This window comes from Terrisporobacter petrolearius, from assembly GCF_020748185.1.
GTDB classification, from domain to species: domain Bacteria; phylum Bacillota; class Clostridia; order Peptostreptococcales; family Peptostreptococcaceae; genus Terrisporobacter; species Terrisporobacter petrolearius.
Genome location: NZ_JAHZMO010000199.1, coordinates 1 through 438, shown reverse-complemented (window position 1 = coordinate 438; position 438 = coordinate 1). Strand labels below are relative to the sequence as shown.

General features: G+C 24.0%; 1 pseudogene. It reads right to left on the bottom strand.

The features are described from left to right. Positions 1-303 (bottom strand): annotated as a pseudogene (locus K0040_RS20305) (SpoIVB peptidase S55 domain-containing protein); the annotation flags it as partial. Between the last annotated feature and the right edge of the window lie 135 nt (positions 304-438).

Below are 438 nucleotides of genomic sequence, written 5' to 3'. Positions count from 1 at the left end.
ATCACTATATCCATCAACCTCAGCATTATTTACCTTTACTATAGCATCACCTAATCTAAATGGAGATGCTTCTCCAGGGTTTCTAACTATGATATTTTTTAATTCTGCATCAATTTGAAGTACATTTCCAATTGGTATTAAATATTCAGGTTCATTTTTTTGTAAATTTTGTGCATAAATTAAATTATTTGAGAAAAAATATAATAAAAATAAAAATGTTAAAACAATTGTAAATTTTGACTTAGCTAAGTTGGTTTTTTTACTTAAAGTATTATCTTTAAAATGAAAATTTTTAAGTTGCATAAAACACCTCTTTCTTATTAAATTATTTTAATAATAGAATTGAAGTTTTCTTGCTGCTTCTATATTATGTTGTGCAAGAATTATGTTTTGATGCTTGGAAAACTGACTCAATAACACCTTAGTTTTCATAAAAAT